This window comes from Microvirga sp. GN3, assembly GCF_055792825.1.
In genome coordinates, this window is sequence record NZ_JBVVAK010000124.1 from 1 (window position 1) to 23808 (window position 23808).

At 64.2% G+C, this 23808-nt stretch carries 18 protein-coding genes and 3 pseudogenes; 14 read left to right on the top strand and 7 right to left on the bottom strand.

Features of this window, described 5'->3' with window-relative positions:
- Positions 1-2120: adenylate/guanylate cyclase domain-containing protein (locus ACS5Q1_RS35640; protein ID WP_473102670.1), on the top strand; the 2120-nt coding region annotated here is incomplete at its 5' end.
- Between the two features lie 49 nt (positions 2121-2169).
- Here ACS5Q1_RS35640 and ACS5Q1_RS35645 read toward each other — a convergent pair.
- Positions 2170-2685: a YHS domain-containing (seleno)protein gene (locus ACS5Q1_RS35645; RefSeq protein WP_473102671.1), complete on the bottom strand. Its 516-nt coding sequence runs from the start codon at positions 2683-2685 to the stop codon at positions 2170-2172.
- A 27-nt stretch (positions 2686-2712) separates the two neighbouring features.
- Positions 2713-3309 carry an ankyrin repeat domain-containing protein gene (locus tag ACS5Q1_RS35650; protein WP_473102687.1) on the bottom strand — a complete coding sequence of 199 codons (597 nt, stop codon included), beginning with the start codon at positions 3307-3309 and terminating at the stop codon, positions 2713-2715.
- Positions 3310-3868: 559 nt separating this feature from the next.
- Between ACS5Q1_RS35650 and ACS5Q1_RS35655 the strand changes: the two are divergent.
- From ACS5Q1_RS35655 to ACS5Q1_RS35670, 4 genes and pseudogenes are all read left to right on the top strand, one after another.
- A pseudogene (locus tag ACS5Q1_RS35655) lies at positions 3869-3975 on the top strand (amino acid ABC transporter substrate-binding protein); the annotation flags it as partial.
- A gap of 23 nt (positions 3976-3998) precedes the next feature.
- Positions 3999-6014 carry an adenylate/guanylate cyclase domain-containing protein gene (locus tag ACS5Q1_RS35660; RefSeq protein WP_473102672.1) on the top strand — a complete coding sequence of 672 codons (2016 nt, stop codon included), beginning with the start codon at positions 3999-4001 and terminating at the stop codon, positions 6012-6014.
- Positions 6015-6119: 105 nt separating this feature from the next.
- Complete coding sequence (locus ACS5Q1_RS35665; protein ID WP_473102673.1) at positions 6120-6551, top strand: hypothetical protein; 432 nt, start codon at positions 6120-6122, stop codon at positions 6549-6551.
- A 27-nt stretch (positions 6552-6578) separates the two neighbouring features.
- Positions 6579-7607 carry a hypothetical protein gene (locus tag ACS5Q1_RS35670; protein WP_473102674.1) on the top strand — a complete coding sequence of 343 codons (1029 nt, stop codon included), beginning with the start codon at positions 6579-6581 and terminating at the stop codon, positions 7605-7607.
- Between the two features lie 253 nt (positions 7608-7860).
- Here the strand turns inward: ACS5Q1_RS35670 and ACS5Q1_RS35675 are convergent, their stop codons facing one another.
- The 3 genes from ACS5Q1_RS35675 to ACS5Q1_RS35685 all read right to left on the bottom strand — a co-directional run bounded on the left by ACS5Q1_RS35675 (position 7861) and on the right by ACS5Q1_RS35685 (position 11291).
- Positions 7861-9318: an argonaute/piwi family protein gene (locus tag ACS5Q1_RS35675; RefSeq protein ID WP_473102675.1), complete on the bottom strand. Its 1458-nt coding sequence runs from the start codon at positions 9316-9318 to the stop codon at positions 7861-7863.
- Positions 9318-10640 carry a DUF4365 domain-containing protein gene (locus ACS5Q1_RS35680; protein WP_473102676.1) on the bottom strand — a complete coding sequence of 441 codons (1323 nt, stop codon included), beginning with the start codon at positions 10638-10640 and terminating at the stop codon, positions 9318-9320. Before ACS5Q1_RS35680 ends, ACS5Q1_RS35675 begins: the two co-directional genes overlap by 1 nt.
- 132 nt (positions 10641-10772) lie before the next feature.
- Positions 10773-11291: a metallophosphoesterase family protein gene (locus tag ACS5Q1_RS35685; RefSeq protein WP_473102677.1), complete on the bottom strand. Its 519-nt coding sequence runs from the start codon at positions 11289-11291 to the stop codon at positions 10773-10775.
- Between the two features lie 191 nt (positions 11292-11482).
- On the opposite strand from ACS5Q1_RS35685, the pseudogene ACS5Q1_RS35690 reads away from it, so the two are divergent.
- A pseudogene (locus tag ACS5Q1_RS35690) lies at positions 11483-11629 on the top strand (metallophosphoesterase); the annotation flags it as partial.
- A gap of 9 nt (positions 11630-11638) precedes the next feature.
- On the opposite strand, the gene ACS5Q1_RS35695 reads toward ACS5Q1_RS35690, so the two are convergent.
- Positions 11639-12829, bottom strand: a complete 1191-nt coding sequence (locus ACS5Q1_RS35695) for an MFS transporter (protein WP_473102678.1) — start codon at positions 12827-12829, stop codon at positions 11639-11641.
- Positions 12830-12926: 97 nt separating this feature from the next.
- Here ACS5Q1_RS35695 and ACS5Q1_RS35700 point away from each other — a divergent pair.
- Positions 12927-13831: pseudogene (locus ACS5Q1_RS35700) on the top strand (LysR family transcriptional regulator).
- A gap of 99 nt (positions 13832-13930) precedes the next feature.
- The gene (gene nhaA, locus ACS5Q1_RS35705) at positions 13931-15145 is read left to right on the top strand and encodes a Na+/H+ antiporter NhaA (RefSeq protein WP_473102679.1); all 1215 of its coding nucleotides are present in this window, start codon (positions 13931-13933) and stop codon (positions 15143-15145) included.
- Here nhaA and ubiG read toward each other — a convergent pair.
- Positions 15118-15861, bottom strand: coding sequence for a bifunctional 2-polyprenyl-6-hydroxyphenol methylase/3-demethylubiquinol 3-O-methyltransferase UbiG (ubiG, locus tag ACS5Q1_RS35710; protein ID WP_203442239.1), 744 nt, complete (start codon positions 15859-15861; stop codon positions 15118-15120). The genes nhaA and ubiG overlap by 28 nt on opposite strands.
- Positions 15862-15993: 132 nt before the next feature.
- Between ubiG and ACS5Q1_RS35715 the strand changes: the two genes are divergently transcribed.
- The 6 genes from ACS5Q1_RS35715 (at position 15994) to ACS5Q1_RS35740 (ending at position 23363) form a co-directional block, all read left to right on the top strand.
- Complete coding sequence (locus tag ACS5Q1_RS35715) at positions 15994-17232, top strand: aspartate kinase (protein ID WP_203442238.1); 1239 nt, start codon at positions 15994-15996, stop codon at positions 17230-17232.
- Positions 17233-17321: 89 nt separating this feature from the next.
- Complete coding sequence (gene ptsP / locus ACS5Q1_RS35720) at positions 17322-19589, top strand: phosphoenolpyruvate--protein phosphotransferase (protein ID WP_473102680.1); 2268 nt, start codon at positions 17322-17324, stop codon at positions 19587-19589.
- Entirely contained in the window at positions 19589-20677 is a 1089-nt protein-coding gene (gene prfA, locus ACS5Q1_RS35725) for a peptide chain release factor 1 (RefSeq protein WP_473102681.1), read from the top strand. The genes ptsP and prfA overlap by 1 nt, the downstream gene beginning before the upstream one ends.
- Entirely contained in the window at positions 20674-21099 is a 426-nt protein-coding gene (fosX, locus tag ACS5Q1_RS35730; protein ID WP_473102682.1) for a FosX/FosE/FosI family fosfomycin resistance hydrolase, read from the top strand. The genes prfA and fosX overlap by 4 nt, the downstream gene beginning before the upstream one ends.
- A complete protein-coding gene (gene prmC, locus ACS5Q1_RS35735) occupies positions 21096-21944 on the top strand; it encodes a peptide chain release factor N(5)-glutamine methyltransferase (protein ID WP_473102684.1) in 849 nt (282 codons plus the stop codon). The genes fosX and prmC overlap by 4 nt, the downstream gene beginning before the upstream one ends.
- Before the next feature lie 360 nt (positions 21945-22304).
- Positions 22305-23363, top strand: a complete 1059-nt coding sequence (locus ACS5Q1_RS35740) for a DUF4167 domain-containing protein (RefSeq protein WP_473102685.1) — start codon at positions 22305-22307, stop codon at positions 23361-23363.
- Positions 23364-23808: the final 445 nt, after the last annotated feature.

Below are 23808 nucleotides of genomic sequence, written 5' to 3' on the forward strand. Positions count from 1 at the left end.
GCACCCTGACCCGGCTCAAGGCGCTGCGCCGCGACGTCGTCGATCCGGTGATCGCAAACCATCACGGCCGCATCGTGAAGCTCATCGGCGACGGCGCGCTGGTCGAATTCGCGAGCGTGGTCGACGCCGTGGCGTGCGCTGTGGAGATCCAGCGCGCGATCGCCACCCAGCGAGAGACCCTCCCCGAGCACGCGCGGATCTCGCTCCGGATCGGCATCAATCTCGGTGATGTCATCATCGATGGCGACGACGTCTACGGGGATGGCGTCAATATCGCCGCCCGGCTGGAGGGCCTCTGCGAGCCGGACGGCATCACCCTCTCGGGTACCGCCTATGACCACGCCAGGAACAAGCTCGACGTTGCGTTCCAGTCGCTCGGCAGGCAGCACCTGAAGAACATCCCAGAGCCGGTCCGGGTCTATCGCGTCCTGCTGAAGCAGCGTGCGCGAAGCCCTGGTCGGCGGCCGCGCTGGTCCACCCTGGCCGCGGCGCTGGTCCTGTTGGCCATCGTAGCCGCGATCGGTGCCGTTTCCTGGCCCCGGCCCACCACCCTGGTGTCGGACCTCCTGCGCTCGACCGGACTGGGGGCGGGCAAGCCGTCGCTCGTCGTCCTCCCGTTCGACGGTCCCGGCGACAATGCCCAGCAGGACTATTTCGCCGACGGACTCACCGACGATCTCATCACCGACCTGTCCAAGATCTCGGGGCTGACGGTGATCGCCCGGCACTCGGCGTTCGCGTTCAAGGACCAGCCCAAGGACGTCGGGACGATCGCCCGCCAGTTGGGGGTCCGGTACGTGCTCGGGGGCAACGTCCGCCGTGCGGGCGACACCATCCGGGTCAATGTGCAGCTTGCCGATGCCGCCACCGCAAGCAACGTCTGGGCGGAGCGCTATGACGGCAGCGCCGCTAGGATCTTCGAGTTGCAGGACCAGTTGATCAAGCGCGTCGTCGAGGCCCTGTCGGTTCGGCTGACCGAGAGCGAAACCTCCGCCATCACCCGCCTGCCCACCCGCAACCTCGAAGCCTACGATTTCTACATGCGGGCCGAACAGAAGGTCTATTCGATCGGGCAGCGGTCCCTGGGAGAAGCCCTCTCGATGTACGAGAAGGCGATCTCCCTCGATCCTGGGTTCGCCGACGCCTATGCGGGCCATGCGCGGGCGATCGTCGATGTTCTCGCCTTCGACTTCCAGCCCCTGATGCTGAGCGCGGTCGCCCGGCAGCAGGCCTATGAGTCGGCGGGTCGGGCCCTGGAACTCAATCCGGGACTGCCGCGGGCCTATGCCGTCCTCGGCATCCTGCAAATGCTGGACGGCGAGATCGACCGGGCGATCGAGTCGGTGCAACGGGCGGTCGCGCTCGACCCGAACGGCGCCGACGCCAAGCTCAACCTCGCCATCGTGCTCACCTACGCTGGGCGGCATCCGGAGGCCTTGGCGGCCGTCGAACGGGTGCTGCAACTCGACCCGAAGCCGAAGGCGCAGGTCTACGACTACTACAGCCTGGTGCTGTACATGAACCGCCGGTACGAAGAGGCGCTCAAGGTCCTCCGCTCGGTCGGCCCTGACGGCTTGGGCGATGTCGGCCTCGAGACCCTGGCCATGGCGAGCGCCCAACTGGGCCGCATGGAGGATGCGCACGGGGCCGTGGAGGCCATTCTCAAGAGGATCCCCAGTCAAAGTGTTGCCAGTCTCCGCGTCATGTACGGGCATCATCGGCGACCGGAAGATCTGGACCACCGGGTGTCGGCGCTCCTCAAGGCGGGCCTGCCGGAGTGGTGTTTTGGTTTCAGTGGCCGCCTGGACGATCGGCTGGATGCGTCGACGATCCGCTCCCTCGCTTCGGGCAAGACGTGGATCGGGCACCTACAGAACGGCGCGCCGTTCGTCATGCAGCTCGGCTCGAACGGTGATTTCGCGGTGCGTACGCAAACGAGGATGGCCGTTGGCCGGTTCACGCTCGAACAGGACCTCTTCTGCACGCAATCCGCCGGGGTCATGCTCGGCCGGAAATTCTGTAGTCCGGTCTATCGCAATCCCGGCGGAAGCGCCGAGACCCGGAGCGAGTACGTCTATCCCGACTCCACCACGGTCCGGTACTTTTCGATCGCCCAATGACGTCGCCACGAAGGGCCGCGGCTCCCGGTGGGAGGCTGGGGACGGACGCTCAGTTGCCACTGCCCTGCCGGGCCTGGAATTCCTTCTGCTGGAGGTCCGGCCACTTGACGTCGGCCTTCGCGATCACGTCGCCGGCACGGGCATCGAAGTCCTCCTCCAGGCCTTCCCGTCCGCCGAACAGGTAGAGCTTTCCGCCGACGATCCGCCAGGCGTCCGGATCGATGTTGGCCGAGGCTTCGTCATTCGCCGTTCCCAAGGCGCAGAAGCCGCCATACTGCGGCGCGTAACGAACGGCCTCGGCCGCGAAGGCATCCCGGTTTCTGGCGTTCGAAAACTGCCACGTGGCGCCAAGCCAGTCGTAACTGAACTCGGGCAAACCTTTGGTCGGGCGGCCCTCAGTGAAATAGCTGACCGGGTCATAGCCCTTGATGGCGACGTTGCCGAAGTATCCGGTGTTGACGCCGTCGGCCCCGGCGGCGGTGCCGATGCCCAGGCAGAGGAGCAGCGGGACGGGTTTTACCGCGCGTGGCAACCACTCGGGTGTTGGGAAGCGGCGTAAGGCCATGGTGGGCGCTCCTCTTCTCTGATCCGGTCAATTCGCGGCCGCGAGACACGCGGCCTGCGAGGAGCCGATCGTCTCCCTGGGCTGGCAGCGGGCGCCGTGCCGCTTCAGCAGCGCCATCACCGCGGCGCTCTTGTAGAAGGTCGCCCGGCTCAACGGCGTGTAGCCGTCGCCCTGGACCGCCTCGACGTCGGCTCCGCGTGCGATCAGCAGCTCGGCAACCGCAGCTTGGTTCTGCTCGGCGGCGACATGCAGCGGCGTGATGGCGTGCAGGCTCCTGGCATCGATCGCGGCGCCATGGTCCAGCAGCAGGGTCACGATGCGTGGGCTCCCCGCGTAGGCCGAGGCATGGAGTGCGGTGAACCCGCGGTCATTGCGCGCCTCGAGGTCGGCTCCGGCCTCGATCAGCGCCGCAACGGCTTCAGGCTGGTCCGCGAGTGCCGCTTCGATCAGGGGCGTCTCGCGAGTCTCGTCGCGCCCGTTCACGTCACTGCCGTGGGCAAGGAGCTGCTTGACCTGGTCGACGTTGCCTGTGCGGGCCGCATCATGGAGCGGCGCGGCATTCCCGTGGCCGCCGGCGCCAAGGCAGACGGCGAAGGTCAGGGCAGCAAGCCATGGGGACCGCATCACGCTCGTCTCCAACGTGCGTCCGATCCAGATCGCCACGATGGTCCAGCGACTGGCACCGCCGTGGCATGGCGGAGCCGGAGTTTGCTCGGCAAGCGACCGAACCCTGGAGGCTCCATCAATGGGGGAATCTTACGCCCGATCCCCAGGAAGGCAAGTAACCGCTCACCCGGCGTATTCGGACTGCCCGGCTATTTGCCGGGGCCGATCGGAAGATTCGTCGATGGATCGAGTCGTCAGGTACCGCCAGCATGCCCGTCCTTGATCGCCGAGAGATGAAGCTGGATCCGGCACCGCTCAGCGGGTAGCCGGTTTGGTTGGCCTTGTGGGGTCGTCCGCCCTCTCGCCTTCCGAAGGACAGGCTTCGTCATGGGACAGGCCGGATGTACCCCTCACGAAGGGCAAACGCGGGTTCGAAAATCGCTGTCGGGTTTGGCGGTAGGATGGCGCAGTAGGTTGCATAGCCCATCATGAAGCCAGGCCCGTTCTCGAACCGCCCGCACCAATGTCCCCCTTCTGTTTCACCCGTATCCCCAAGCAGCGCCCGATACTGGATCGCGAGAGCTTTGAGCGCAACGTCGGCGAGGGCTCTCCGCTCAAGATCAAGCGCGGCCAGAACGCGCTCTGGACCAAGGGGGCCTCCAGTACGGCCTGCCGGTCCGTTAGCGGGCCGACGTCCGAGGCGCGGGATGCGGCAGGGCGCCGGGTCTCGTGCTACCCTTGGGCCAAGGATTGTTGCAGGAGCCTTCCGAATGGCGAGCACCCGGACCGAGCGGCGGCTGGCCGCGATCCTGGCGGCCGACGTGGTCGGCTACTCGCGCCTGGTCGAGCAGGACGAGGAAGGCACGCTCGCGGCCTTGAGGGACATCCGCAACGCCGTGGTCGACCCGCTGCTGGCCGAGCACCGCGGCCGGATCGTCAAACTGATGGGCGACGGGCTGCTGGCGGAGTTCGGCTCCGTGGTCGACGCGGTCGCCTGCGCCCTTGCCATCCAGGCCGCAACGGCAGCCCGCCAGGACGACATCCTGCCGGAGCGCCGGATCGTGTTCCGAATCGGGATCAACCTCGGCGACGTGGTGGTCGAGGGCGAGGACCTGCTCGGCGACGGCGTGAACATTGCCGCGCGGCTGGAGCAGCTCTGCGAGCCAGGCGGGGTGATGGTCTCGGGAACCGCCTACGATCACCTGAAGGGCAAGCTCAATGTGCCCTTCGACTTTGTCGGACAGAAGCGCGTCAAGAACATCTCGCAACCCGTACGCACTTACACCCTGAGAATGGAGGGCATCCAACGGGGCTGGTCGTGGCGCACCCGGCTCGTCCGCCGTTGGCCCCTCGCAGCCACTTCTGCGGCGGGCTTGCTCGTCATGGGGCTCGGCCTCTGGTGGGGGTCTCAAAGGGTCGAGACCACCATCAGCGAGCCCACCATCGCCGAGACCGCTATCGGCAAGCCCTCGATCGCCGTGCTGCCGTTCGACAATCTCGGCGGCGATGATGCGACGGGGCGCCTGGCAGCCGGAGTGACCGAGGACATCATCACGGATTTGTCCCGCTACCGTGACCTGGACGTCATGGCCCGCAACGCCACCGCGGCCTACGCCGGCAAGCCGGCCAACATCCAAGCGGTCGGCAAGGCGTTGAATGTCCGTTACGTGCTGGAAGGCTCGATCCAGCGGAGCGGCGAGCAGGTCCGCGTGACGGCGCAATTGATCGAGGCCGATCGCGGCACGCACCTGTGGTCCGACCGCTGGGACAGGCCTGCCACGGACGTCTTCGCGGTGCAGGCCGAGGTCGCCGAGCAGGTGGCCACCCGGCTGGCGGCCTCCGGCGGGGCGATCCCGGAAGCCGAACGGGCGGCCGGCCGACGCGCGAGACCGGAGGATCTGAAAGCCTACGACCTCTATCGATTGGGCCAGGAGGCGATGGGTCACTTCACCAGGGAGAGCATCGGGGAGGCGATCCGCTGGCTCGAGCAGGCGGTCGACCAGGATCCGAAACTCGCCCGCGCCTGGGTGGCACTGGCCGCCGCCCACGACCTGACGATGCGTTATGGGGCTGATGCCGACACCGCGCGGGCGGCCGCGATGCAGGCGATCCGGCGCGGCGTCGAACTCGATCCCCAGGATGCGTCCGCCCATGCAACCCTTGGCCATATCCTGGGGATGGCCGGCGACCTGCCGCGGGCGGAAGCCGAGTTCGAGACCGCGCTGCGGCTGAACCCAAGTGATGCCGGCATTCTGACGAGCTACGCCGGCTGGGCGAGCAAGTTCGGCAACCCCGAGCGCGGCGCGCAGGCGGCGGACCGGGCCATGCGCCTCAACCCGAACTACACGGTCTCGGCTGCGGGGTTCTACAGGCTGGCCTACCTGATGGCCGGCCGCTACGAGGATGCCCTGCGCCTCGTGGAACGTGAGGATCCGCAGACCCGCACGCGCGGCGGTTGGGTGCAGGGGGCCGTGATCTATGCGGCGCTCGGCCGTCAGGAGGAAGCGAGGGAAGCGGTCCTCGAAGCGATCAAGCGCCATCCCGACCTCACGATCGAGGGCTTTGCCCTGAACAGTCCCGGCTACAGCGACGCCGAGCGGCAGCGGCTGGTCGAGGGGATGCAGTCCGCCGGCTTCCCGCCTTGCGCAAAGCCTGAGCAGTTGCAGGCCATGACGGCACCCGTCCACCGCCTGCCGGAATGTCAGACGGTGTCTCCGCAGTAGGCCGGGCGGCTTCTGCAACGTGTGCGCGGCGATCTCGGGTCTCCTCGACCTCTCCGCATCACCGCCCGGCTCGTACGGCCGGGCCGCCGTGCAAGGGAGGATTCCATGTTGGCGCACTTCGCTCGACTTTCTCTCGTTGCTCTTGCGTTTTGGACCTTCCCCGGAGCCGTCCGGGCCGGAGAGCCCTTCGTCCCAAGCTGGATCCGGAACGATCCCGCCACCAGGACCGTGGCAATGGAGATCGTGGCGGACTGGAACCTCGTTGCTCGCTACGCCAAGGACAACGTGCGGACCGACATCATCGACTTCAACGGCTACTGGGGCGGGAACCTCACGATCCGCGTACTCAAGGTCCGGACCGGGTCAGTTTGTAATGTTGAGCCGACTGAATGTATGTCCGCTCACGCCGATACAGCGGAAATCCGGAGAACGCTAGCCCAGGGTTGCTGCCGGGGGATAAGCTCTACCGTCAGCACTCATCCGTCAGTTGACGAATGGTCCGGCTCTTGCGCCAAGACGACCAATGCAATTGATTGACCTCTCGTTTTGCCGGAAGCCGTCCTCATGCCAAATCCTTCCCCTGAGTTCACTGCCATTCCCGACATGGATACCGTTCAGAACCTGTATGGTTCCTGGCGGGAAACGATACTCGGGGACTTGGTCGGCAACCGCCCGAAAAAGTGGTCGTCGGATGCCGATGTCTGGGTGGAAAAGGGCGAGGCGGCGAAGCAGGAGGTTTACCTCACCGCAGCCACGAAGCTGAACCGCTCTCATGATGTCAGCTTCACCGTTCCCTCCAAGCCCAACAACGCGGACCGTTACACCCTCCTGGCACGGGATTCGAACGGGCGACCGTGGCTCCTCCGCCAAGGACGCCTGAATCGCTCCGACGAGGGACACATCCTCGAGGGGCAATTCAAGGTGGCAGCCGAGTCATTGCCCTTGGAAACCGCGGATATCCATGTACCAGGAGGGAAAACCCGGATCTGGTACCGAGTGACCCCTCTCGACGTATCGCCTGAGGAGATCAGATTCCGTACTGGCCGCTTTGGCAAGGCCTGCGGGATAATAAGGGACCGAATCCAAGGAACGGATGACGGCCTCACCGACATCCCGTCGAACGGCTCCAACGGAGATAAGGCGGACCCCGTGGAGTTGCCGGGAACTTACCAATTTCCTCCGACATCGGGTGGCACGGCCACGAAGGTCCAGGCCAGGGTATGGGTAGACCTCGTGGACCTCGTCGGCAAATGCGACGGCTTTGATGCACGGAAACTGCCGAGGCAGGCAGGATACGAGATCGATGTTCTGGTAACCGTGCCTGGCCCTAGGAAAATCCACGTGGAGATCAAGTCGTCATCCTTGCCCCATGACATCTACGCCGGCACCGGCCAGATCGTCCTATACCGCCACCTGTTCGATGGTTTGGAAGGCACCGAGAAGGCCCTACTGGTGCCTTCACCGGGGCCGTCGGATCGTTTGAGGCATGCAGTCTCGCAGGAAGGAATCTTCTTGGCGACTTACTGTAGTGGTGATGATGCCGCTCAGGTTAGTTTCGACCCAGGGTTCTTATCGTTTCTTGGCCTTTGCTGAATCCCACCTCCATCCGGGGACATAGTCGGATTGCCCATGACCGGAGCCTTCATTCGGCTCGGGCTGATACGCCTCCCTCATGGGCCGACTGGCGATTCCGGCCTTCTCGTCCAGGCACTCTCTCCCTCGTTCGGCGCGATCCTCATCGAGCAGGGCGGCACGGTTGCCGGGCTCGGAGTTCTCTCTGGCTCAGCGTGCCTGAACCTCTGTCTCGTTGGCCTTACATGGATGACTGCGCAGAGGGGCTGATGCTTCAGATGTATCTCCGGTAATCCGTGCTGACCGTCTGCCCTTCTTTGACGTACTTCAGAACCTCACCGACCTTCCTCGCGGCCCGGATTGGAATCGGGAGCCTCTGATTCATCTGGGTCGAGTTCCAGTTGATCTTGGTCAGCGCGAAGACCTCCTCGGCGATCTGCGAGACGGTGCTGTCGGAACTCGGGTGCGGACACAGCAGCAGCGGCCTGGGATCGTACAGGCCGGGATAGGTTCCATAGTAAGGCATGCTGCCGTTGGTATAGAGCAGGCCGTTCCTACCGAGTTCGATGAACGTGCCCCGGAGCACCGGGTAGTTGCCGTCCCGCAGGATCTTCATGGAATAGGACTCTTGCACCCAGAGCAGGTCGCGCAGTTCCGTGCCGGCTTCGTCCAGGGCTTCCAGGATTCCGTCTGCCTCTTCCTCCCGGAACCGCGAGGTCTTGAGGACGATGACGCGGGCCGGAAGGTTCTTGTGATGGTTCTTGTATGCTGCCAGCACGTTGGAGATCAGGTCCCGTGCATCCTCGCGGGTCATGTACGGGTGCCTGCCGCGGGTTTCGGTATGGGCGCGGTTGCCCTTGAGGATGAAGCCCCGGCCGCGCTCGTCGAACATCTGGGCCGAGCTGGTGAAGAGCTGCTGCCCCTTGGCCTCCCGGTAGAAGCTGACGCCGACGTAGCAGGCCGTGAATTCGCCCTCCTGCTGCATCTTGCGCCAGGGCACGCGACCGCTGCCCTTGTAGTAGAGTGTGGAAAAGAGGTTCCAGCTTCTCCCGGCCTCGTCCTGGATCTTGCGGGAACTGCTCTCCTTGATCTTGCGGGGGATCACGACCTTGTCGTCGATCACGTCCTCCCAAAGGATCTGGATGGGAAAACCGAGTCCCATGCACCTGGCCTTGAGCATGCCCCTGAAATCAGGGGCATCGGAGCCGCCGCTGTCTTCCTTTTCCGTGGTGCCGCGCGAGTCGACCTTCGCATTCCACACGCGCTCGATCAGCGCGACCGGCAGGGCGACGACCGCGACGTCTGGCCTGTTGCTGCCCTCTTCGAGCGTCTGCAATTGGGTGACGATCTCCTCGACTGCCAGCTCGAGGGCCTTCTCATGGTTCGGCTCGCGCGTGATCTTGTCGATCCTGGCCTGGGACAGGACCGCCGTCGCTCCCTCCTGGATCTCGAACTTGCAGCGGAAGGGGTTCTGGTTGCCGAGTCCCGGGAAGGCAGGGTGAAGATTAGGAAGCCGATCCGACATCCCGGCGAACCCGCCTGCGGAGGCCTCGAGGAACCTCTGCGTGCCCTCGATCGTCTTGGCGCTGCCGACGACCCCAATCTTGATCACCTCCCCGACGAAGGGTTGGAGGGGACCGGCCTCGACGAGACCGAGCCGTGGATCCGGATGATGGAACTTGTCACCGAACTCCAGTTGCGGCTCATCGAAGATCCTGCTCTCGAACTTCATCAGAAATCCAGCCTTTCCTGGTCCGCATCCGCCTCGTCCACCTTCCGCTTCGGCGCCCCCCAGACATCCTCGGGAACGCGCCGTTCGAGGGTGACCTGCGGGGGCTCACCGAACCTGAGATGCGGTTCCGTCGTGCCGCCTTGCGCGAAGAGATCGTCGGCCGGCTCCGTCCAAGTTAGGAAGCGGTGCCACATAATCACCTGCCCGCGCAGTGAGGCACTGTTGTCGAGCCTCTTCTTGCCGGAGAGCAGCGCGTCCGGGAAGGAATGGGGGATGAACCCGTTGGTGGTGAAGTGGTACGACGGACTGACGACCAGGAACCACTGGTCCTGAAGCAGTTCGAAGCGCGGCGCGAAGGCATGGTGGCGGACGAACCCGACCCGCGTCGAATCCTTCTTGTCCCGCGAAACGTTCACAACTTCGGCCTCGGTCTTCTTCTTCGAGGACTCATAGGCGAAGCGTCGTGGCTCGTTCGCCTCATGCGCCTTGAAGTAAAGCAGCCCGTGCTTCTTCTGCCAGCCGAGATCCTTCCGGACTTGATGGCGCAGCGCGTTCTTCAGGAGGAAGGCGAAGTTGTTCTGCTCGTCGATGTCCTCATGGAATGCGAGATAGGCGGTCTCGATAGCCTCGACCTGATCGACATCGACAATCTCGCGGCACGGCGATGTCCTGGGATCGTGGAACGACCAGAACGTGCCGCCGCGGATCGTCCAATCGAAGCGCGCAGGCTCATCGCCCTCGAGCAGGATCGCACCTGCCTGTCGGCCGGAGTGCGGGGTCGACGCGACGTACATTTCCGGCGGCAGGATGACGGGAAGGATGTTGACCAGCGCGTCTTCGCCTTCTCCCAGAGGAGGGACGTAGTGGCCGAATCCGTTTTTCGGGACCGTGAGATCGGCAAGGCGGTCAACGGCATTGCGGTCGAGGACATCGCGCTCCTTGACGAAGCGAAGGCGACGCTCGCCGTCATTGAATCCACTCGGCACGGCCTGCCAGTACAGGGACTCGTCGGACCGTCGGTAGAGGACGATGATGACGGGCAGGTTCGAACCCCGCCAGTACTCTAGGTCCTTGCTCCTGAGTGAGTAGCTGAAGCCGACCTCGTCTTCGGAGGGGTACTTCCCGGAATCCGTGGCCTTGACCTGCACGGCGATCATGCGGGCCATCGGCCGTCCCGAATCCATGACCTCGGCGATGCCGTCGATGCCAGCCTCCAGCCGGGAGCGCGGGTCGAACTGGAAGCCCATGTCGAGAAATCGGAGGCGCACTGCGGTCTCGCCGATCTCCCCGGTGATTTGGTTGTTGGTGATGGTTTTGGACATGGACCAAGCTTGATGATGTTGTCGTACTGGACGACTGGTCACGCAAGCGGGAGCGACGCTCCCACTTTATCGAAGAAAGCCGGAAGTGTCCGGACGAGTTGGATCAGATCGTCTCATACTGGCTGAAGGCACCTAGCTTTGACCTCCTCCGCGTCTCTTACGCGAATTCAGGATCGTCGCGAGTGTCGCTGGACGATAATCGAAAGCATCCACACCAACATCGAACTGCCTTGTAATAGGCTTCAGCTTTGCATGGCTGTGCCCATGGAAATTGACGACGCCTCGACCCATGCGGTTCCAAGTTCTGAATGGATAGTGGCAGAGAACCAGATGAATTCCTTCAAGGGTAATTTCCGCGTAATGTTGTACACTTACCCAGCACGTTGCTGCGGTGGTTGCTGGTCCGTCATTGTTTCCAATGATGAGATGTTTGCTGCCGTTCAACGCTTCAAGGATCTCAAGGATTCGAGCCGGTGGGGGTCCGAGTGCGAAGTCACCTAGATGCCAGACCTCGTCGTTCGGTGAGACAACCTCATTCCAACGCTCGATGAGTTCGGCGTCATGAGCCGCGAGGGACGGAAATGGACGGCGATCAATCCGGAGAACTCGGGGGTCGCCGAAATGCGTGTCACTTGTGAAATAGACTGTCATCAGCCCACTACGATAAACCCGATGTGATTCGGGAAGGAGTTCACCTCCTAAAGTGAGACATTATGGAAATGAGACAGGCGAAATGAGACAGGTTTCTCGAAAGCATCGGCTCCTTACGAGATGAACCCCAAGCATTGCAAGCTTCTCGTAGTTTTTACATACACACTGAGACAAGGGACTGTAGAGATAAGCACACGCACGCCAAGCTGAAGCCGCAGACACGCCAGTTCGATGTGGGCGTGGACGCGTTCGACTATCGCCCCGTCACCCTTGAAACGATCTTGGCCTCCCGGACGAGACGCCGGAAGGCCAATGCGGTCGAAATGGTATCTGATTGAAAGAAGCTGTCAGATCCCAGCTTTCACAGGCTTCAGCATCGGCGATGCCTCGGCACGATCGAGCCTGCGGCTCCACAGCGCCAGGAGAAGGCCGGAGGCCGGCAACAGAGCTGCCACCCATGTGATCGAACCAAGACCCAATCCGTGATCGATCACGAAGCCACCGAGCCAAGCGCCGAGGGCATTGCCGAGATTGAAGGCGGCGATGTTGAGGCTCGACGCCAGGCTCTGGCCGGCGCCGTCGGCCTTTTCCAGAACCCACATCTGCAGCGGCGGTACGGTCGCGAAGGCAGACGCGCCGAGCAGGCCGACGAAGGCGATGGCGGTGACCTTGTTGTGGATGCCGAGAGTCATCGCAGCGAGGACCACGGCAAGCAGACCGAGGGATCCAAGCAAGGTCGCCATCAGGCGCCGGTCGGCGAGCTTGCCACCCAAAAGATTGCCCAGCACGAGGCCGCCGCCGAAGACGAGCAGGATCGGCGAGACGGCAGCCTCCGAGAAGCCGGTGATCTCGGTCAGGATCGGCGCGATATAGGTGAAGACCGCGAAGACGCCGGCATAGCCGAGCACCGTGGTGAGGAGCCCGAGCAACACGGGGCGGCGCGCCAGCACTTTCAGTTCATCGCGTAAGCTGCCGCCCTCTGCGCTTTCCTGACGGTCCTTCGGGACGAAGAGCGCAATCACCGCAAGCGCCGCAACGCCGACGAAGGTCACGGCCCAGAAGGTTGCACGCCAGCCATAGGCCTGGCCGAGCCAGGTGCCGAAGGGAACGCCAAGGATGTTGGCGACGGTGAGGCCCGTGAACATGATGGCGATGGCTGACGCCTTCTTGTCGGCCGGCACGAGGCTCGTGGCCACGACCGAGCCGACGCCGAAGAAGGTGCCGTGCGCAAACGCCGTCAGCACACGCGCCGCCATGAGGGTCGCGTAATCCGGCGCAACCGCACAGGCGAGATTGCCGAGGGTGAACACGATCATAAGGGCGAGCAGCACGGTCTTGCGCGACCAGCGGCCTGTCAGCGTGGTGAGCAGCGGCGCCCCAATCACGACGCCGAGCGCATAGCCGGAAATGAGCAGGCCCGCCGCCGAGATCGAGACGCCGAGATCGGCGCTCACCTGCAGCAGCAGGCCCATGATGACGAATTCCGTGACCCCGATGCCGAAGGCACCGGCCGTCAGGGCATAAAGAGCAAGAGGCATGGGTGACGTCCTTGAACGAATGTCGCCGGAAGATGGACGCCGCCTCGCTTATGAACTAGCCTATCGCCAGGAACAGAATTTATGAATTGAAGTCACAATGGCGCGGATGGACATCAACCGGTCCGGCGAGATGGAGGTCTTCATCCGGGCCGTCGATCTCGGCGGCTTTTCCGCAGCCGCGCGCGCCTTGCGCATGACACCCTCGGCGGTGAGCAAGCTGATCGCACGGCTGGAGGGCCGCCTCGGCGCCCGCCTCGTCAACCGCTCGACCCGCAAGCTCCAGCTGACACCGGAGGGCTCGGCCTTCTACGACCGGGCGTTAAGCATCCTGGCCGATCTCGACGAGGCCGAACGCAGCGCCGCGTCGGGGGCCGCGCCGCGCGGCCGCCTGCGGGTGAACACGAGCGTTCCGTTCGGCACCCATTACCTCATTCCCCACCTGCCGGATTTTCTGGCGCGGCATCCGGAGGTCAGCGTGGAGGTCACACTGACGGATACCATCGTCGACCTGCTCGAGGATCGCGCCGACGTCGCCATTCGCGTCGGGCCGCTGAAGTCGTCGCAGCTTGTCGCGCGGAAGCTCGGAGAAAGCCGGATGACGCTGGTGGCCGCACCTTCCTATCTGGACCGGCACGGCATGCCGCAAAACCCGGAGGATCTTGTTCGTCACAACCTTCTCGGTTTCAGCTTCGCCCGTCAGAGCAACGGCTGGCCGTTCAAGGATCGGAAGGGCCATGTCAGCGCCGTCGTGCCGACCGGCAATGCGCAGATCAGCGATGGTGAATCGATGCGGCTTCTCGTACTCACCGGCCTCGGCATCAGCCGCCTGTCGCAGTTTCACATCGGCCTGATGTAAAGGCCGGACGGCTCGTGCCGGTGCTCGAAGCCTACAATCCCGGCGACACGGAAAGCATCCACGCAGTCTATGTCGGCGGCGGCCACCTGCCTGCGCGGGTCCGCGCCTTTCTGGACTATCTCGTCGAGACGGTACAGTTTGATTGAGTGAAGGTGTTCCTGACTTTGTGATGGGAAAAGGCCGGTTATGACTTTTCCTTCGAACATTTCGATTTATGACCGGTTCTGTTCGAACAGGAGACAGGAATGGATCAGCCGAAAAGCAATCTGAGGCCCACGCGACGAATCTCATTGATGCGCAAGTTCTTCGACAGCGAGGCCTCAGGCGGCATGATCCTCATGGGCGTGACGGTGATCGCCCTTGTGATCGCGAACTCACCGCTGGCCGGCGCCTATTTCGGCATCCTGAAAACCTATGTGCTGGGCCTGAGCGTCCTGCACTGGATCAACGATGCGCTCATGGCTGTGTTCTTCCTGCTGGTGGGGCTCGAGATCAAGCGCGAGATGCTGGACGGCCAGCTCTCCACCTGGCCGCGCCGGATCCTGCCCGGCATCGCGGCTGTTGGCGGCATGGCGGTTCCCGCCCTCATCTATCTCGCCATCACCTGGAACCAGCCGGAGCTGCGCAACGGCTGGGCCATTCCGACCGCGACCGACATCGCCTTCGCGCTCGGCGTGCTGGCGATTCTCGGATCGCGGGTGCCGACCACGCTTAAGATCTTTCTGACCGCCCTCGCCATCCTCGACGACCTCGGCGCGATCATCATCATCGCGGTCTTCTACACCAGCGGTCTCTCGCTCCCGATGCTCGGTGCGGCCGCTATCTGCTTAGTGGCACTCATCGCTTTCAATCGCTTCCATGTGACGATGCTTCTCCCCTATCTCATCGTCGGCGCAGTGCTGTGGTTCTTTGTGCTGAAATCTGGCATCCATGCAACGCTTGCGGGCGTCGCACTCGCCCTCACGATCCCGCTGCAGGCCCAACCGAAGAAGACCAGGGCCGAGGATTCGCCCCTGCACCAGCTGGAACACGCCCTGCAGCCTTGGGTCGCCTACGCGGTCATCCCGATCTTCGGCTTCGCCAATGCGGGCCTGCCGCTTTCAGGGCTGTCGTTCGGCTACCTCCTAGACCCCTTGCCGCTGGGCATCGCCATGGGCCTCTTCATCGGCAAGCAGGTCGGCGTCTTCGCATTCTCGGAAATCGCCATCAGGCTCGGTCTTGCCGACATGCCTGCGGGCGCGAGCCGCGCGCAATGCTACGGCGTCGCGCTGCTCTGCGGCATCGGCTTCACCATGAGCCTGTTCATCGGTGCGCTCGCCTTCCCGGATCAGGAGGCGCTGTTGAACGCCACCAAGATCGGCGTGCTTCTAGGCTCGGCCCTCTCGGCGCTCGCCGGCTACCTCGTGCTCAGCATCGCACCGCGGGAGAAGCCTCACGCCCGCGCGGCCAGCAGCATGTAATTGACGCCCGTATCGGACGAGAGCGACCACGTATCCCGCAGTGGATTATAGGCCACGCCCTTGAGATCGTGGACGGCGAAGCCCGCTGTCCGAATGGCATCGGTGAGTTCGTCCGGAGTGACGAACTTGTCCCATTCGTGCGTGCCCTTCGGCAGCCAGCGGAGGATGTATTCGGCCCCCACGATGGCGGACGCGAAGGAGCGGAGTGTCCGGTTAATCGTCGCCATGGCGAGACAGCCTTCCGGCTTCACCGCCTGAACGCAGGCATTCACGAAGGCCTGCCGGTCCGCCACGTGCTCCACCACCTCCATGGCGAGCACCATGTCGAAGGTTTCTCCGCGCGCGACCACGGCCTCCACGGTCTCATTGCGATAATCGACCGAGACCCCCGCCCGCTCCGCGTGGAGCCGGGCAACCGAGATGTTGGTGGGGGCCGGATCGAGCCCGGTGACCTTGGCGCCGAGCCGTGCCAGCGGCTCCGACAGCACGCCGCCGCCGCAGCCCACATCGAGGATCGTGATCCCCTCGAGCGAGCGGGCCGAGCGCGGATCGCGCCCGAAGCGGCGGCAGGCCTCGTCCCGGATATAGGCCAGCCGCACCGGGTTGAATTTGTGCAGGACCTTCATGGGCCCCTTCGGATCCCACCAAGTCTCGGCGATTGTCTCGAAACGGGCGACCTCGGCCGGGTCGATGGTCGTGGATGCGCCGTGGGTCATCGGATCCTGTTTCCTGAGGCAAAGAAATCGTTTCCGCGCGTTGACAGGGCGCGGCCCTACCGTCATGTATACGCGCCTTTTCGCGGCGCGAAGGGGCAAAATTTCAATTTCACATCACGGCCTTCCTCGCCCATGCCCCGTCTTGTCATGAAGTTCGGCGGAACATCCGTCGCCACCGTAGAGCGCATCCGCAACGTGGCGCGGCATGTCAAACGCGAGGTCGAGGCCGGTTACGACGTCGCCGTCGTCGTCTCCGCCATGTCGGGCAAGACCAACGAGCTCGTCGGCTGGGTGAAAGAGGCCAATGCCCTCTACGATTCCAAGGAATACGACGTGGTCGTCGCCTCCGGCGAGCAGGTGACCTCGGGGCTTCTCGCCATCGCCCTGCAGGAGATGGGCCTCAAGTCGCGCTCCTGGCAGGGCTGGCAGATCCCGATCATGACCTCGGAAGCCCATGGCTCGGCCCGAATAGCCGCCATCGACGGCACGGGCATCGCCAAGGGCTTTACCGACAACAAGGAAGTCGCCGTCGTCTCGGGTTTCCAGGGCGTGCACCAGCCCTCTGGCCGCATCACGACCCTCGGCCGCGGCGGCTCGGACACCAGCGCGGTGGCGCTCGCCGCCGCCATCCACGCCGAGCGTTGCGACATCTATACGGACGTGGACGGCGTCTACACTACCGATCCGCGCATCGTGCCCAAGGCGCGGCGCCTGGATAAGGTTTCCTACGAGGAAATGCTGGAAATGGCCTCGCTGGGGGCCAAGGTGCTTCAGGTGCGCTCGGTCGAGCTCGCCATGATGCACCGCGTTCCGACCTATGTGCGCTCCAGCTTCGACGATCCCGCCGATCCCAAGCTCGGCACCCTCATCTGCGACGAGGAAGACATCATGGAACAGCAGGTAGTCACGGGCATCGCCTATTCGCGCGACGAAGCCCAGATCACGCTGCGGGACATTGCGGACAAGCCGGGCATCGCCGCTTCGATCTTCGTGCCCCTGGCGGACGCCAACATCAACGTGGACATGATCATCCAGGTCGTGTCCGACAATGCCGCCACCACGGACCTGACTTTCACGGTGCCGACCGCCGATTACGAGCGTGCCTGCGCGATCCTGAACACCCACCGGGACGAGATCGCCTTCAAGGAGCTCCAGGGCGCGACCGACGTGGTGAAGGTCTCGGCCATCGGTGTCGGCATGCGCAGCCATGCAGGCGTTGCGGCCCGCGCCTTCAAGGCCTTGGCCGAAAAGGGCATTAACATCCGGGCGATCACGACCTCTGAGATTAAATTCTCCGTCCTGATCGAATCGGCCTATACGGAGCTTGCGGTGCGCACGCTCCACTCGCTATACGGCCTTGACCAAGCCTGATTGACGAGGGAACTGTCGGGCTGCGACATTTATAATAGATAGCCGCCGGTTCGCCCTGCCGGCTCTTGAAGGACGGGAACTGTAAGCTCATGCCAAGTGCTCCCGGCGGTCCGCGTCTTCTGCTGCGCCGCCTCCGCGAGATCATGGCGGAGCCGGTGGGAGCGCAGGACCGTCTCGACAGGATCGTCACGCAGATCGCCGCCAACATGGTGGCGGAGGTATGCTCCGTCTATGTGATGCGTGGCGATGGCGTGCTCGAACTGTTCGCCACCGAAGGCCTGAACCGGGAAGCCGTCCACCTCACCATCATGCGCTCCGGCGAAGGCCTCGTCGGCCTCATCGCCTCGACGGCCGAGCCCCTGGCGCTTTCCGATGCGCAAAGCCACCCGGCCTTCTCCTACAAGCCGGAGACGGGCGAAGAGATCTATCACGCCTTCCTGGGCGTGCCGCTGCTGCGCGCCGGCAATACGCTCGGCGTTCTCGTCGTCCAGAACCGCACCTATCGCGTCTATACCGAGGAGGAGGTCGAGGCGCTTCAGACCACCGCCATGGTGGTGGCCGAAATGCTCGCGACCGGCGAACTCCAGGCCTTGGCACCTGTGGACACGGGCATCGCGCTGCGCCGCGCCGTCTACCAGAAGGGCGTCGCCCTCGCCGATGGCGTAGGCCTGGGCTATGTGGTGCTCCATGAGCCGCGTGTGGTCGTCAAGAATCTCATCGCCGAGAACATCGAAGCGGAGCTCAACCACCTGGATTCGGCCATCGCCGAGGTGCGGCTGTCCATCGACGAGCTGATCGAGCGCGGAGACGTGGCCCATCACGGGGAGCACCGGGAGGTTCTCGAGACCTTCCGCATGTTCGCCCACGACCAGGGCTGGCTCCGGCGCATGCGCGAGGCGGTCACCTCGGGCCTGACCGCTGAAGCCGCCGTCGAGCGGGTGCAGTCCGACAACCGTGCCCGCATGCTGCGCCAGACCGATCCTTACCTGCGCGAGCGCCTGCACGATCTCGACGACCTCGCCAACCGCCTGCTGCACCGCCTCGTCGGACGCGATCTGGTGGCCGAGCGGGAGCAATTGCCGGAAAACGCCATTCTGGTGGCCCGCTCCATGGGCCCGGCGGCGCTCCTCGACTACGATCGCTCGCGCCTGCGTGGTGTCGTGCTCGAAGAGGGGGGACCGACGAGCCATATCGCCATCGTGGCCCGTGCGCTCGGCATTCCCGCCGTGGGCGAGATCTCGAACGCCACCTCTCTGACCGAGCCGGGAGACGCCATCATCGTCGACGGTGCGGCCGGCGAGGTGCAGATCAGGCCCAACCCCGACGTGGAGGCGGCCTATGCCGAAAAGGCGCGCCTTCGCGCTCGTCGGCAGGAGCAGTATCTCAAGCTGCGCGACGTGCCCTCCATCACCAAGGACGGGATCGAGGTCACCCTGCAGCTCAATGCCGGCCTCGTGGTCGACCTGCCGCATCTGGCCGAGACCGGGGCTGCGGGCGTCGGCCTGTTCCGCACCGAGCTGCAGTTTATGATCGCCGAGCGGATGCCCTCGGCCTCAGAGCAGCAGGCCCTCTACAGCACCGTTTTTGCGGAGGCCGGCGGCAGGCCGGTCACCTTCCGCACCCTCGACATCGGCGGCGACAAGATCCTGCCCTACATGCAATCCGTCGAGGAGGAGAACCCGGCGCTGGGCTGGCGCGCCATCCGCATCGGGCTTGACCGCCCGGGCCTCCTGCGCGCTCAGATCCGCGCCCTTCTCAAGGCGGCCGCCGGACGGCCGCTGAAGATCATGTTCCCGATGGTGGCGACCTGCGACGAGTTCAAGCGCGCCAAGCAGATCGTGGAACGGGAAGAGACACATCTCGCCAACCACGGGCATCCGCTGCCGTCGGACCTGAAGCTCGGTGTGATGCTCGAGGTGCCCTCGCTACTGTTCCAGCTCAAGGAAATCTGCGAGAGCGCCGACTTCATCTCGCTCGGCACGAACGACCTGATGCAGTTCTTCTTCGCCATCGACCGCGAGAACCGGCGCGTGGCGGATCGCTTCGATCCCTTGAGCGCGCCTATGCTGCGCGCTCTGAGCATGGTTGCCGAGTATGCGCAGGCGGCCGGCTGCCAGGCCACGATCTGCGGCGAGATTGGCGGGCGTCCCCTCGAGGCCATGGCCCTGATCGGCCTCGGCTTCCGCTCGCTCTCCATGTCCCCAGCGGCCATCGGCCCGGTGAAGGCCATGCTTCTGGAAATGAACGTTGCGGAGCTCAGCACCCTGATCCGCGAGGAACTGAAGCATGCCGGGGGCGGCGAAACGCTGCGCCCGAAGCTCGCCCATTTTGCGGAAACCCATGGTATTCCGGTCTGATGTCGATTGCGCCTCCCTCTGATCGCCTGAACGCCATTCTCGCCCGCCATGACATCATCATGGCGACGCTCAATGCAGGCCCCGATCCCGAAACCTTCGTCGCCCTCTCGCGCGAGCTGTCCGAGCTCGACGGCGTGGTGGACGCCATCCGCGCCTATCGTGCGATGGAGGACAACCTGAACGGCCTTGAGGCCCTGATCGACGACGCCTCGACCGATGCCGAGATGCGCTCGCTCGCCGAGGACGAGCTGCCGCAGGCGCGGGAGGATCTGGAAAAAGCCGCCCAGGATCTGCGCATCATGCTCCTGCCCCGCGACGAGGCGGACGAGAAGAGCGCCATCCTCGAAATCCGCGCCGGCACCGGCGGCGACGAGGCCGCTCTCTTCGCCGGCGACCTGCTGCGCATGTATACCCGCTATGCCGACCTGAAAGGTTGGAAGGTCGAGATTGTGTCCGAGAGCGAGGGCACGGCGGGCGGCTACAAGGAAGTGGTGGCCGAGATCAAGGGACGTGGCGTGTTCGCGCGGCTCAAGTTCGAGAGCGGCGTGCACCGGGTCCAGCGCGTACCGGACACGGAAACGCAAGGGCGCATCCACACTTCTGCCGCCACCGTGGCCGTGTTGCCAGAGGCCGAGGATGTGGACATCGTCCTCAACGATGCCGATTTGAAGATCGACACCATGCGGGCTCAAGGAGCCGGCGGTCAGCACGTGAACAAGACCGAATCGGCAATCCGCATCACCCACATCCCGACCGGCATGGTGGTGTTCGTCCAGGACGAGCGCTCCCAGCACAAGAACCGTGCCCGCGCCATGGCGCTCCTGCGCGCCCGTCTCTACGACGCCGAGCGCACCGCCAAGGACGCCGCCCGCGCCGCCGACCGCAAGGCGCAGGTCGGCTCCGGCGACCGCTCCGAGCGCATCCGCACCTACAATTTCCCGCAAGGCCGCGTGACCGACCACCGGATCAACCTGACCCTCTACAAGCTGGAAGAGGTGATCAGCGGCAACGCTCTGGACGAACTGATCGACGCTCTGGTCACCGAGCATCAGGCGGCCCAGCTCGCCGCTCAGGACCAAGCGGCATGATCGAGGGCAAAGTCGAAGGACTAAGCCACATCACCCTCATCACTCGCAATCTCGCCCGCATGAAAGCCATCGTTGAAGGGGCGCTGGGCGGCCGGGAGATTTACTCCTCGGGCGACGACACCTTCTCCCTTTCGCGGGAAAAATTCTTCGATGTGGGCGGGCTCTGGATCGCCGTGATGGAGGGCGAGAGCCTTCCCACCCGCACCTATAACCACATCGCCTTCAAGATCCCGGCCTCCGGCATCGACGAATATCGGGCACGAATCGAGGCGCTGGGCCTGGAGCTCCGCGAATCGCGCCCGCGGGTCGAGGGTGAGGGTCACTCGCTGTATTTCTACGATGACGACAACCACCTGTTCGAGCTCCATACCGGCACGCTTGAAGAGCGGCTGGGGCGCTATCGTCAGGGTCCGACGCCTTGAAAACCCGCTCCGAGGCCCTGAAGGAGTTGCGCCGGACCCTCTCCGAGGCCGGATTCGAGACCGCAGCGCTGGATGCGCGACTCCTCCTTCTGGCCGCCCTTGGCATTTCCGCGACGGATCTTGTCATCCAGCCCGAGACCCTCCTGACGCCGGATCAGGTCGAGACCCTCGCCTCCTTCACCCGACGGCGCCTCGACCATGAGCCGGTCGCCCGGATCGTCGGAACCAGAGAGTTCTGGGGACTGCCCTTCCGCCTCTCGCCCGAGACCCTGGTGCCCCGGCCCGATACCGAAACCGTCGTCGAGACCGCGCTCGGCCTGATCCCGGACCGGCGGGCACCCCTCAGCATTGTCGATTTCGGCACCGGGTCGGGCTGCATCCTGGTTGCGCTCCTCCACGAACTGCCCCAGGCAACGGGCCTGGGGGTCGATCTGTCCTTTGGGGCCCTGGTCACCGCACGCCACAACGCGCATGCCAATGGCGTTGGCATGCGCTGTCACTTTGCCCTGTCCCGCTGGGCGGATGCAGTTTCGGGTCCGCTCGACCTGATCGTCTCGAACCCTCCCTACATCGTTTCCAGCATCATCCCGACACTGGATCAGGAAGTGCGGGAGCATGATCCACGACTCGCCCTCGACGGCGGACCGGATGGCCTCGAGCCTTACCGTATCCTCTTGGGTGAGGCGGAACGGCTTCTGGCGCCCGGCGGCCTGCTCGTGGTCGAGATCGGCTACGATCAGGCGAACGATTTAAGAAGCTTGGCTGGGGCCCATGGCCTTGAAGTTCTGCGAATCGCCCACGATCTATCGGGCAACCCCCGCTGCGTCGCCATGAAGCGATCGTGATGAACGGGATGCGGCTTTTGTGTCCCAGGGCGGGATAAAGTCTGAATTAGCCCTTGTTGGACCGAGAGGAACCCGCTAGATTCGGGTCTAGAGATCGTCCTCGGTCTAAACAAATCGGCAGCCCCTCGGGGGCATGCCGGAAGACCAAACGATATCAATCGCGCAGGCAGGGGCTCTTGAAACGGAACAGCCTGGCGCGATCACCTGAACCCGACACTGAAGGATGGCTTGAGCCTTTGAGGGGCCATGGCCGAATGTCAGACGGTTGCCACGCGAACGGTGGGCGTTGAGCCCGTTCGGTGAATATTGGCTTGCATATCGCGTGGGCATGAAGAACCAGCGAGGCTCGTAGAGCGAACGATGAGACCAGGACAAAACAGGCGTATGCGCGGTCGTAACAACAACAACCGCAACAACAACAAGGGGCCCAATCCCCTGACGAAGAGCTATGAGTCGAACGGCCCGGACGTGAAGATCCGCGGTACGGCTCAGCATATTGCCGAGAAATACAGCCAGCTCGCCCGCGACGCGCAGTCGAGCGGCGACCCGGTGGCGGCCGAGAACTACTTCCAGCACGCCGAGCACTATTACCGCATCATCGCCGCTGCCCAGGAGCAGCTGCGCGAGCAGTACGGTTACCAGCAGCAGCGTCCCTTCGACGAGGAAGGCGGCGAGGAAGAGGGCTTCGCCCAGGGCGAGCGTTCGAACTTCGAGCGCGCCGGTGGCGGCGCCCAGGATTTCGGCAATGGCGAGGAGCAGGATTTCGGCTCCCAGCCGCAGCCTTACGACAACCGGGCCGAGCGCAATGAACGCCCTGCCCGCTTCGATCGTCAGGATCGTGGTGACCGGCAGGAGCGGAACGACCGCTTCGACCGCGGTGATCGTCAGGACCGGAACGACCGCCAGGATCGTGGCGGCGACCGTCGCGAGCGCTTCCAGCGCGACCGCGGCCCGCGCCAGGATTTCCAGCAGCGCGACGACCAGTCCTTCGAGCCGCGCTCCGAGGGTGGCGAGCGCAACGAGCGCCCTGCCCGCTTCGATCGTCAGGATCGGGGTGACCGCCCCGAGCGCCAAGATCGGCCGGAGCGTCAGGATCGTTTCGAGCGGAATGATCGTCCCGAGCGTGGTGACCGCCCCGAGCGCCGCGAGCGCTTCCAGCGCGACCGTCGCCGTGACGAAGCCGAGGCGCCTGAGCAGGGCACCCTGCCGGCCTTCCTGACGAACCCGGTCCGTTCTCCGGCTCCGGTTGCCGTCGAGGAGACCCCGCCTGCCGCTCCGGTGGTGCAGGAAGCGGCCAATGACGAGGAAGCCCCTCGTCCGCGCCGCCGCCGTCGCACCCGCCAGGAGATGATCGACGCGGCCAACGCCGAGAATAACGGCTTCACGCCGGATCCGGTTGAGACCCCGGCGGCTGAATAAGCTTCATCGCCAAGCGATACGAGAAGGGAGAGCTGAGCTCTCCCTTTTTTGTTGCCTGATGCAAAGTCCGGAAGGAATTGATCCTTAATAACGTTTAATTTAAGTTAACGGCCAAACTTTCTCCTTGAATGGAATCCGCCATGGCCAAGTCGCGCTGGATCGCCCTCCCCTCCGCTCTTACGCATCGTGCGGACCCAGAGGGCCGCGTCAGCGACCCGAAGGGCCACGCCAGTGAAAAGTGGACCCGGTTTTCCGCACCCAACGATGCGTTCTTCCAGGAGTGGAGCATCGGAGTGGATCCCAAAAGTGGACCCACTTTTGGGTCCGATGCTCTAGGTGTTTGATCCCGGGGTTTGATGGTGCATTCTTATCGCCGGAATGGAGGGATGCGCTATGGGCCAGGTTCTCCATGGGAGCGCCACAACGACAGAGGCAGTCCGTCGAG

Coding starts and splice junctions, on each gene's coding strand:
- ACS5Q1_RS35645 (WP_473102671.1), bottom strand. CDS start 2,685: ATGGCCTTACGCCGCTTCCCAACACCCGAGTGGTTGCCACGCGCGGTA.
- ACS5Q1_RS35650 (WP_473102687.1), bottom strand. CDS start 3,309: ATGCGGTCCCCATGGCTTGCTGCCCTGACCTTCGCCGTCTGCCTTGGC.
- ACS5Q1_RS35660 (WP_473102672.1), top strand. CDS start 3,999: ATGCGGCAGGGCGCCGGGTCTCGTGCTACCCTTGGGCCAAGGATTGTT.
- ACS5Q1_RS35665 (WP_473102673.1), top strand. CDS start 6,120: ATGTTGGCGCACTTCGCTCGACTTTCTCTCGTTGCTCTTGCGTTTTGG.
- ACS5Q1_RS35670 (WP_473102674.1), top strand. CDS start 6,579: ATGCCAAATCCTTCCCCTGAGTTCACTGCCATTCCCGACATGGATACC.
- ACS5Q1_RS35675 (WP_473102675.1), bottom strand. CDS start 9,318: ATGAAGTTCGAGAGCAGGATCTTCGATGAGCCGCAACTGGAGTTCGGT.
- ACS5Q1_RS35680 (WP_473102676.1), bottom strand. CDS start 10,640: ATGTCCAAAACCATCACCAACAACCAAATCACCGGGGAGATCGGCGAG.
- ACS5Q1_RS35685 (WP_473102677.1), bottom strand. CDS start 11,291: ATGACAGTCTATTTCACAAGTGACACGCATTTCGGCGACCCCCGAGTT.
- ACS5Q1_RS35695 (WP_473102678.1), bottom strand. CDS start 12,829: ATGCCTCTTGCTCTTTATGCCCTGACGGCCGGTGCCTTCGGCATCGGG.
- nhaA (WP_473102679.1), top strand. CDS start 13,931: ATGGATCAGCCGAAAAGCAATCTGAGGCCCACGCGACGAATCTCATTG.
- ubiG (WP_203442239.1), bottom strand. CDS start 15,861: ATGACCCACGGCGCATCCACGACCATCGACCCGGCCGAGGTCGCCCGT.
- ACS5Q1_RS35715 (WP_203442238.1), top strand. CDS start 15,994: ATGCCCCGTCTTGTCATGAAGTTCGGCGGAACATCCGTCGCCACCGTA.
- ptsP (WP_473102680.1), top strand. CDS start 17,322: ATGCCAAGTGCTCCCGGCGGTCCGCGTCTTCTGCTGCGCCGCCTCCGC.
- prfA (WP_473102681.1), top strand. CDS start 19,589: ATGTCGATTGCGCCTCCCTCTGATCGCCTGAACGCCATTCTCGCCCGC.
- fosX (WP_473102682.1), top strand. CDS start 20,674: ATGATCGAGGGCAAAGTCGAAGGACTAAGCCACATCACCCTCATCACT.
- ACS5Q1_RS35740 (WP_473102685.1), top strand. CDS start 22,305: ATGAGACCAGGACAAAACAGGCGTATGCGCGGTCGTAACAACAACAAC.